The organism is Nonomuraea deserti, from assembly GCF_004348685.1.
In the GTDB taxonomy this organism is placed as follows: Bacteria; Actinomycetota; Actinomycetes; order Streptosporangiales; family Streptosporangiaceae; genus Nonomuraea; species Nonomuraea deserti.
Map to the genome: position 1 here is coordinate 1 of NZ_SMKO01000293.1, position 8,593 is coordinate 8,593.

11 protein-coding genes and 1 pseudogene are annotated in these 8,593 nt (G+C 72.4%); 2 read left to right on the top strand and 10 right to left on the bottom strand.

Features of this window, described 5'->3' with window-relative positions; genetic code table 11:
* Window positions 1–54: 54 nt before the first annotated feature.
* From E1292_RS47905 to E1292_RS47935, 7 genes are all read right to left on the bottom strand, one after another.
* Window positions 55–384: a hypothetical protein gene (locus tag E1292_RS47905; protein ID WP_132606461.1), complete on the bottom strand. Its 330-nt coding sequence runs from the start codon at window positions 382–384 to the stop codon at window positions 55–57.
* A 134-nt stretch (window positions 385–518) separates the two neighbouring features.
* Window positions 519–2,006 carry a sodium/solute symporter gene (locus E1292_RS47910; protein WP_132606462.1) on the bottom strand — a complete coding sequence of 496 codons (1,488 nt, stop codon included), beginning with the start codon at window positions 2,004–2,006 and terminating at the stop codon, window positions 519–521.
* Between the two features lie 46 nt (window positions 2,007–2,052).
* Entirely contained in the window at window positions 2,053–2,496 is a 444-nt protein-coding gene (locus tag E1292_RS47915) for a DUF485 domain-containing protein (RefSeq protein WP_246090939.1), read from the bottom strand.
* Complete coding sequence (locus E1292_RS47920; RefSeq protein WP_132606463.1) at window positions 2,493–3,242, bottom strand: LytR/AlgR family response regulator transcription factor; 750 nt, start codon at window positions 3,240–3,242, stop codon at window positions 2,493–2,495. The genes E1292_RS47915 and E1292_RS47920 overlap by 4 nt, the downstream gene beginning before the upstream one ends.
* Before the next feature lie 33 nt (window positions 3,243–3,275).
* Window positions 3,276–4,457: a sensor histidine kinase gene (locus E1292_RS47925; RefSeq protein WP_132606464.1), complete on the bottom strand. Its 1,182-nt coding sequence runs from the start codon at window positions 4,455–4,457 to the stop codon at window positions 3,276–3,278.
* Window positions 4,458–4,576: 119 nt separating this feature from the next.
* Window positions 4,577–4,996 carry an HIT family protein gene (locus tag E1292_RS47930; protein ID WP_132606465.1) on the bottom strand — a complete coding sequence of 140 codons (420 nt, stop codon included), beginning with the start codon at window positions 4,994–4,996 and terminating at the stop codon, window positions 4,577–4,579.
* On the bottom strand, window positions 4,993–5,700 hold the full coding sequence (locus tag E1292_RS47935) for a DUF1838 family protein (protein WP_220447425.1): 708 nt from the start codon (window positions 5,698–5,700) through the stop codon (window positions 4,993–4,995). The genes E1292_RS47930 and E1292_RS47935 overlap by 4 nt, the downstream gene beginning before the upstream one ends.
* Window positions 5,701–5,822: 122 nt before the next feature.
* Here E1292_RS47935 and E1292_RS56015 point away from each other — a divergent pair.
* Both E1292_RS56015 and E1292_RS56260 read left to right on the top strand, forming a co-directional pair.
* Window positions 5,823–6,122 (top strand): annotated as a pseudogene (locus tag E1292_RS56015) (MFS transporter); the annotation flags it as partial.
* Between the two features lie 52 nt (window positions 6,123–6,174).
* Window positions 6,175–7,014 (top strand): TetR/AcrR family transcriptional regulator, encoded by an 840-nt coding sequence (locus E1292_RS56260; protein WP_439331960.1) that lies wholly within the window; start codon window positions 6,175–6,177, stop codon window positions 7,012–7,014.
* Between the two features lie 3 nt (window positions 7,015–7,017).
* Here the strand turns inward: E1292_RS56260 and E1292_RS47950 are convergent, their stop codons facing one another.
* The 3 genes from E1292_RS47950 to E1292_RS52025 form a co-directional block, all read right to left on the bottom strand.
* On the bottom strand, window positions 7,018–7,719 hold the full coding sequence (locus E1292_RS47950) for a DUF3618 domain-containing protein (protein ID WP_132606469.1): 702 nt from the start codon (window positions 7,717–7,719) through the stop codon (window positions 7,018–7,020).
* A complete protein-coding gene (locus tag E1292_RS47955; RefSeq protein ID WP_132606470.1) occupies window positions 7,716–8,096 on the bottom strand; it encodes a phage holin family protein in 381 nt (126 codons plus the stop codon). Before E1292_RS47955 ends, E1292_RS47950 begins: the two co-directional genes overlap by 4 nt.
* A gap of 76 nt (window positions 8,097–8,172) precedes the next feature.
* Window positions 8,173–8,340, bottom strand: a complete 168-nt coding sequence (locus E1292_RS52025) for a hypothetical protein (RefSeq protein ID WP_165975138.1) — start codon at window positions 8,338–8,340, stop codon at window positions 8,173–8,175.
* Between the last annotated feature and the right edge of the window lie 253 nt (window positions 8,341–8,593).

The following is an 8,593-nucleotide window of genomic DNA, read 5'->3' on the forward strand; positions in this document are numbered from 1 at the left end:
CACCCGCCCGTCGCCCCGCCGCCGGTGCACGGCCACCGTCCCGTCCTCCTCCGGTCAAGGAAGCCGCCCCATCATGCGATCACGGTGGGCCGCGCCCGCCCGGTCGCCGGACGGCACCGCGGCCTGCCGCACGAGCGGGCCCGGGGCCGCGTTCGCCCGCGACCACCTGACCGAGCGCTCGGCCTGGGCCATCGAGCAGCACGTGGCCGCCAAGCGGTATCTGGTCGCGGTGGACCCGGCCTGCCACGACACGCTGAGCCCGGTGTCGGTGCGCACGCTGCGCGCCCAGGGCGGTCCGATGCCGCGGGAGGAGGCGGCGGCGTTCGAGGCGCATCCGTGGTCGGCCGACGCGATCTCGCTGCGCCTGCGGGACGACGCCGCCAAGGATTCGAGCTGGCCCGGTGCTGCCCATGGACGACCCGGCCGCCGCGTACGAGCGGGTCATGTCGGCCTGAATGCACGGGGCCGCGGGCCACCCGCGCGTACCGGCCCGGCTCAGGGGCCGGGACTGCCGCCCCTCACGACGAGCGGGGCCGCCAGTCGCCGCGGTCGAGGTCGAGGTCCTCGGGCGTGTGCAGCCGGACCATCGTCCTGGCCACGCCGAGCGGCACACGGTCGGGGGTCAGGAACGACACCGACACCATCACCGCGAACGCGATCGGCACCGTCCACGCCGCCGGCTGGGCCAGCAGCGCCCCCGCCGGCCCTTCGAACGGCCCGGCCGTGATCGTGACGAGCACCGCCGAGCAGGCCAGCCCGCCGCCCACGAACAGCCCGGCCAGCGCCCCCGTGGTGCTCAGCCGCCGCCACCAGATGCCGAGCACGAGCAGCGGGCAGAACGACGAGGCCGCCACCGCGAACGCCAGCCCCACCACGTCCGCGACGGGCAGCGCCCGCGCCCACAACGCCAGGGCCAGCGGCACCGTCACCGCCATCAGCGTGGCGATCCTGAACGAGCGCACCCCGCCCTTGAGCAGGTCCTGCGCGATCACGCCCGCCACGGACACGGTCAGCCCCGACGAGGTGGACAGGAACGCCGCGAACGCCCCCGCCGTGACGAGCGCCGTCAGCAGGTCGCCCAGGGGGCCGCCGATCATGCGGGAGGGCAGCGTCAGCACGACCGCGTCCGTACGCACCAGGTCGGGCGCGTAGATGCGGCCCAGCCACCCGTACACGGCGGGCAGCAGGTAGAACGCGCCGAGCAGCGTCAGCACCACCAGCGTCGTGCGGCGCGCGGCCCGCCCGTCGGGATTGGTGTAGAACCGCACGAGCACGTGCGGCAGCCCCATGGTGCCGAGAAAGGTGGCCAGGATCAGCGAGTACGTCGTATAGATCCCGTACTCCTTGCCGCCGCCCAGCGGCACCTGCCAGGTGACCTCGTCGAGCGCGGTGACCCCGGGCGCGCCGTCGGCCTTCCACGCCATCAGCAGGAACACCAGCGGCACGGCCAGCGCCGTCAGCTTGAGCCAGTACTGGAACGCCTGCACGAACGTGATCGACCGCATGCCTCCCGACAGCACGTTCACCGCGACGACGCCCGCGACCAGCAGCCCGCCGGCCCACACGGGCGCGCCGGTGATGGTCCGCAGCACCAGGCCCGCGCTCTGGAACTGCGGCATCAGGTAGAGCCCGCCGATCAGCACGACGAGCACGCTCGCGGTGCGGCGCACGGTCATCGACTCGAGCCTGGCCTCGGCGAAGTCCGGCAGCGTGTACGCCCCCGAGCGCCGCAGCGGCGCCGACACCAGCACCAGCAGCACCAGGTAACCCCCGGTCCAGCCGACGGGCAGCCAGAGCATGTCCACGCCGAAGGACAGGATGAGCCCGGCGATCCCGAGGAAGGAGGCCGCCGACAGGTACTCGCCGCCGATGGCGGAGGCGTTCCAGAGCGGGCTGACCGTGCGGGAGGCGACGTAGAAGTCGGAGGTGGTGCGCGAGACCCTGATCCCGAACGCTCCGATGAGGATGGCCGCGACCACGACCACCAGCACCGCCGTCAGGCTCATGCGCCCGGCTCCGTTCCGGGGGCGTCCCGCCCGTCCGTCCGCCGGCTCACCGGCGTTCGACCAGTTCGGCGAAGTGGCGTTCGTTGCGCTCGGCCTGCCGCACGTACAGCCAGGCGCCGATGACGAAGGCGGGGTAGATCAGGCCCGCCAGCACCGCCCAGGCGAGAGGCACGCCCAGCAGGCGCACCTCGCTCAGGTCGGGGATCAGCAGGAACAGCAGCGGCAGCCCGCCGATCACGCAGGCCAGCACCGTGCACACGAACAGCGCCAGCCTGAACTGGGTGCGCAGCAGCGAGCGCATGTAGACCTCGCCGAGCCGGGTCTGCTCGTCGATCTCCAGGGTGGCCGGGTAGCGGGGCCGGCGGGCGGCGGCGGTGCGCGGGCTCGTCACGGTGACCCGCCGCGCGATGTTCTCGCGCGACAGGGGCGTCCTGCGGGCCGGACGCGGCTCCTGGCGGCGGGGCTCCTGGCGGCGCGGCTCCTGGCTCAATCCGGCCTGCCCTTCCTGGCCCGGCGCACCAGCAGGTCGCGCAGCTCGCGCGTGTGACGCCGGCTGACCGGGATCTCGGTGTCGCCCACCCGGACCGTGCACTTGCCCGAGTCGATGTGCAGCTCCTCGATGTGCTTGACGGCCACCAGGTGGCTGCGGTGCACCCGCATGAACCCGGCCGAGGCCCACCGTTCCTCCAGGGTGGCCAGCGGGATGCGCACCAGGTGGCTGCCCGCGGCCGTGTGCAGCCGCGCGTAGTCGCCCTGCGCCTCCACGTAGATGACGTCGGCGCTGGACACGAAACGCGTGACCCCGCCCAGCTCGACCGGGATCGTGTCCGACTCGCCGCCCTCCACGGGCACGTCGGCCGAGACCGCCACGCGCCTGATCGCCTCGGCCAGCCGTTCCGGCCGGACCGGCTTGAGCAGGTAGTCCTCCGCCTTGATCTCGAACGCGTCCACCGCGTGCTCCTCGTACGCCGTCACGAACACCACGCGCGGCGGGTTCGCGAACTGCGACAGCAGCCGCCCGAGCACCACGCCGTCGAGCCCGCGCATCCGGATGTCGAGGAACACCGCGTCGATCGGCCTGCCGTCGGCGATGGCCCGGTCGAGCAGGCGCAGCGCCGCCGCGCCGTCCCGCGCGGTGGCCACCTCGCCGATGCGGGGATCGGCGCGGAGGAGGTAGGACAGGTCTTCGAGGGCCGGCAGCTCGTCATCGACCGCGAGGACCCGTAGTTGTGCCATAGACAGTGATAAAACCGACAAGGAAGATCGAGGTCAACGGGCAGAGACGCCTGGGTGATATTTCGGCAACCTGATGTTGACCTTGGTGCCCGCGCCGTTGCCGGTCTCGACGGCCAGACCGTACTCGTCGCCGTACACGTGGCGCAGCCGCTCGTCCACGTTCGCCAGTCCGACGCCGCCCTTGGGAGCGATGTCACCTGCGAGGATGCGGCGCAGCCTGTCGGGGTCCATGCCGAGCCCGTCGTCCTCGACGCTGATGCGGCACTCGGCTCCGGCGTCCTCGGCGATGATCGTGATGCGGCCGACGCCGTTGCGGCTCTCCAGGCCGTGCCTGACGGCGTTCTCGACCAGCGGCTGCAGGCACAGGAACGGCACCGCGACCGGCAGCACCTCGGGTGCGATGCGGAGCGTGACCTGGAGCTGGTCGCCGAACCTGGCCCGCTCCAGGATCAGGTAGCGGTCGATCGAGCGCAGCTCTTCCGCGAGCGTGGTGAACTCGCCGTGCCGGCGGAAGGAGTAGCGGGTGAAGTCGGCGAACTCCAGCAGCAGCTCCCTGGCCCGCTCGGGGTCGGTGCGGACGAAGGAGGCGATCGTGGTCAGGGAGTTGTAGATGAAGTGCGGGGAGATCTGCGCCCGCAGCGCCCGCACCTCGGCCTCCATGAGCAGCGTGCGCGAGCGGTCCAGCTCGGCCAGCTCCAGCTGCGAGTCGACCCAGCCGGCCACCTCCTGCGCGGCCCTGACCAGCCCGGCCGAGGCGCTCTGCCCGTAGGCGGCCAGCGTGCCGACCACGCGGTCGTCGGTCGTGAGCGGCACGACCACGGCCTGCCTGATCGGGCATTCGAGCAGGTCGCACTCGATGGTCAGCACCTGGGTGCGGCCGTCCTGCAGGGTCGCCGCCGCGTGCTCGAAGGCCGCGTCGGCATGGTGGTCGTCGCCTGCGCCGTCGTACACGAGCAGCCGCTCGCCGTCGGTGATGGCGACGGCGGCGGAGCCGAGCAGGGCGCGCAGGTGCCGGGAGGCGCGCTCGGCGCCGTCGGCGGTCAGCCCGGCCCGCAGCGGCGGCCCGGCCAGGGAGGCGGTGTGCAGGGTCTCGAACGTGGCCCGCTCCGCCGGGCTGGTGCCGAGCTCCCTGCGGCCCCGCATGACCCGCCACAGCACGATCGCGGGCACGCTGACGAGCACGGCCGCGACGGAGACCCCGACGAGGTATTCCACGCGGCCTGAGCTTACTCACAGGAACCTTTTTCGCCAGAGCGCCGCCTCAAGGCCGTAGCGGCGTCCGCGTACTCACCACCCGCCGCCGGGAGCCGGCGACCCCTGCTCGGGGTCGTTCCTTACTCAGGGGTGCGCCGCAGAGCCGCGGCGATCGCGTCGGCGTAGGAGGCGGCCTCCTCGGCGGAGGCGTATTTCGTCCGCGGCCAGAAGAAGCCCCGCAGGCCGTCCTTCTTGTTGCGCGGCACCACGTGCACGTGCAGGTGGGCCACGCTCTGGCTGACGCGGTTGTTCATGGCCACGAACGTGCCGCCGGCCTGCAACCCCTCCTCCACCGCCCCCGCCACGGCCCGCACCCGCTCGAAGAACGGGCCCGCGTCGGCGAGGTCGGTGAGCGTCTCGACGTGGACCCTCGGCACGACCAGCACGTGGCCCTTGAAGACGGGACGCGCGTCGAGGAAGGAGACGGCCACGTCGTCGGAGTCCACGATGTGGGCCGGCCGCTCACCCGCGATGATCTCGCAGAACAGGTCGGCGCTCACCGGCCGGCCCGGTCCGCGAACGCCGTCCAGCTCGTCACGTTGGGGCCCGACCACTCCGCGGGCGCGTGCAGGAAGCGCTCGCCCACCCGCTCGCGCAGCCGCTGCGGCACCTCGGCCACCTTGGCTCCCCTGCAGTGGTAGACCAGCCCGCCTCCGCGCTGCCCCATCGCCATCCATGGCAACCACGGCGAGACCCGGCACCACGAGAACACGCACGGCACGCCGGGCGCGCCGGAGTCGACGTCTTTCGCGGCGGCGAAGAACTGGAACAGCTCCATCGCGCGGTACGTGTCGCTCGCGGAGTTGTCAGGATAGTCGGCGACCTTGAGCGGCGAGGGGTAGGCCAGCCGGATGTCGACGTTGTAGACCACTTGGTCGCCGAGCCGCGTCGCCGGCACCGGGTAGGTGCCGAGCCGCTGGTTGACCGGGTCGTTGAAGACGTGCTGCACCTCGACCGCCCGCCCGGTCGACGGGTTGTCCCAGATGTCGAGCACCTGACGGGTCTTCGGGTCGAGATAGAGGGCGGCCTCCCTGGTCAGCAGTTGCCAGCCGCCGTCGGCCTCCACCGCCCTGGCCACGTTGAGCCCCTCGAACCCGAACAGGTGGTGGGGGCCGTCGTCGTCCTGCCACCCGTAGACGTCGCCGGTCCAGTAGGAGATCGTCTCCGCCCCGTCGGCGGACGCGCGCACCCGGATGAAGTCCATGATCTGGAGCCTAGCCCGTCCTTTTCGCGACATGGTGTTGCTATCTGGGGGACATGGTGTCGCTGACGAAGCGGATCCGGCAGAGCTGGCTCCCCCTCTTCGTGCTCGGCGTCGGCATGTCGATGATCATCATCGACGCGCCGATCGTGAACGTGGCCGTCCCCGCGATCATGGCCGACCTCGGGCCGGCGGCCACCGACGTCGAGTGGGTGAACTCGATCTACTCCCTGTCGTTCGCCGCCCTGCTCATCCCGCTCAGCCGCATGGGCGACGCGCGCGGCAGGCGCAGGACGTTCACCATCGGACTCGCGGTGTTCCTGGCCGCCAGCATGCTGGCGGCCGCGGCGGGCAGCGGCGCGCTCCTCATCGGAGCGCGGGTGCTCCAGGGAGTGGGCGCCTCCATGGTGGTGCCGATGACCCTCGCGATCATCAAACGCGCTCTACACCGGCCCGCGCAGGACCGTCGCGTTCGCCGTGTGGGGCTCCGCCATCGGCGGCATGGCCGCGCTCGGGCCGCTGCTCGGCGGCTGGGTCGTGACCGACTTCGGGTGGCGCTGGGCGTTCTGGGTGAACCTGCCGATCCCGGGCGGCACGCCGCCGCCGTCGCGGCCGCCGCCGACGCCACCCGCCGGGTCACCGTCGTCACCGGGATCGTGCTGTTCGCGGGCGTCGGCGCCACGCTGCTGCTGCCCGATACTGGAGGCACGCGTCGCAAGGAGGAGTGAGTCCGGTGCCGAGGATCAGCGCGGCGACGGTGGCCGACCATCGGGCGGGCCAGCGCGCGGCCCTGCTGGCGGCCGCCATGGAGATCCTGGTGGCCGAGGCTTCGCGCGCCTCACCCCGGCGGCCGTCGGCGCGCGCGTGGGGCTGGCCCGCTCCAGCGTCTACCGCTACTTCTCCTCGACCTCCGACATCCTCGCCCAGCTCGTCGAGGACGCCATCCCGCGCTGGACCGCCAGGCTGGAGAGCGCGGTGTCCCGGGCGAGCGGCCTGGAGAAGCAGGTGCGGGCGTTCGGGGAGGTGACGATGTCGTTCGTGACGAGCCCCGACTACGCGCTGCTGCGCGCGCTGGCCTCCGTCGATCTGCCCCCCGCGTGCCAGGAACGCCTCGACCGGCTCCACGAGACGATGATCGCGCCGCTGCGGGACGTCCTGGCCGACGCCGGCCATGACCAGCCCGACCTCGTCGCCCACCTCGGGTGGAGCATCCTCGGCGAGGCCCAGCGCCGGATCGCCGCGGGCGCCGACGCGGGCCCGATCACCGCGACCACGCTCGCCGTCCTGTGCCGGGCCCTGCTCCCTCCCGCTCCCTGATCGTCACGCCTTCCTGAACCACCGGGGCCGGGCCGCCTGCTTCTGCGCGCGCCGCTTCATCATCATCCGGCGCACCGTGAAGCCGAGCACGGCGCCGATGGCGGCGACGAGCAGCACAGGCCGCTTCCTCGCCTGCGTAGCGACGTCCTTGGCCTGGTCGGGGGCGCTCTCACGAACCCTGCCCGCCACCTCCGACGCCTTGCCCTTGACCGTCGCGGCCGCACCGGCCGCCCGCCCCTTGGCCGTCTCCGCCGCGTGACCAGCCTTACCCTTGGCCACCTCCGCCGCATGGCCCGCCTTGCCCCTGGCCTCATGCGCGGCATGGCTCGCCCTGGACTTCACGTCTGCCTTGCCCGCCAGCGCGCTGACGGTTTCGCCCAGATCTCTCCGGGTCTCCTCGATGTCCTTACGCACGTCGTCGCCCTCTTCCTCGTCGTCCGCCCCGCTCTCCCCCTTCAGCGACTCCTCCTCCGTCCGCAGGCTCTCCGTGGCCTCGGACCGCTCGTCGGCGACGGGGGCTTCGGGGATGAAGGTCTCGTGTTCCTCGCGGGCGGCCTCGGCCTGCCTCGCGTTCTCCGCCGCGCCCGGTCTCGTCGGGGGGACGTTGATGGACTCGCGCTCCGTCGGCGTGCCCACGGTCGCTCTGCGCGCGCCGACGTCTCCTGCGTGCTGCTGCCCGGTGTATCCGGGATCGGTCTCGCTCATCGCCGTGCCTGCTCCTTGACCATGTCGATGTCGGCCCTGACGCTCGCGAGGGTTTCCCTCGGGACCGGCGGGGTGGCTCGTTTCACCTGCTTCTTGCCGGCCAGGCCGAGTACGGCGGCGACGATGAACAGGACCACCGCGACGATCGCGGCGGCCACCCAGCCGGGCAGGACCAGGGCGAGCAGCATGATGACGGCGGCCACGAGCGCGCCACCGCCGAACAGCGCGGTCACGCCCGCCGCGCCGACCAGCCCCGCGCCGAACCCCGCGTGCCTGCCCTTCTCCTGGAGCTCGATCCTGGCCAGGCGCAGTTCGTCCTTGACCAGTCGGGAGACCTGCTCGGAGAGGTCGTTGACCAGCTTGTGGGTGTCGTTCACGACGATCGCCTCCTCCGCTGCGGAAGGCGACTACCCAGACAACCGGCCTTCTATCACCCGCTGGTGACGGGCGGGACTACCGCTTGGCGGCCTTGAGGACGAAGCGCAGGACGGACACCACGGGGTCGTTCTTCTCGACCTCGCACCAGTTGTCCGGCTTCTTCGGCTTGCTCCACGGGGACGGGAGCTCGCACGAGGGAGCCTGCGGCTTGGGACGCTCGCACCACGATCCGGGAGGGTTCATACCTTCATGCTACGCGGGCCTGGCCGCGTACACGCGCCGTACCAACCTCCCTACCACGCGGGCCGCGCCGCGCACCTGGCCAAGGAGCGCGGCCACGCACCCGGTCGGCCGGGATCGCGATGTGGGCGGAGGCCCTGGCGGCGACGGTAGCCTGCCAGGGTGCGGGTACACGGAGTTTGGGCCGGCGACGGGCTCGCCTTCTGGGCCGAGACCACGGGCGCCGACGAGCCCTCCCCCCGCCGCTGTCTCTTAT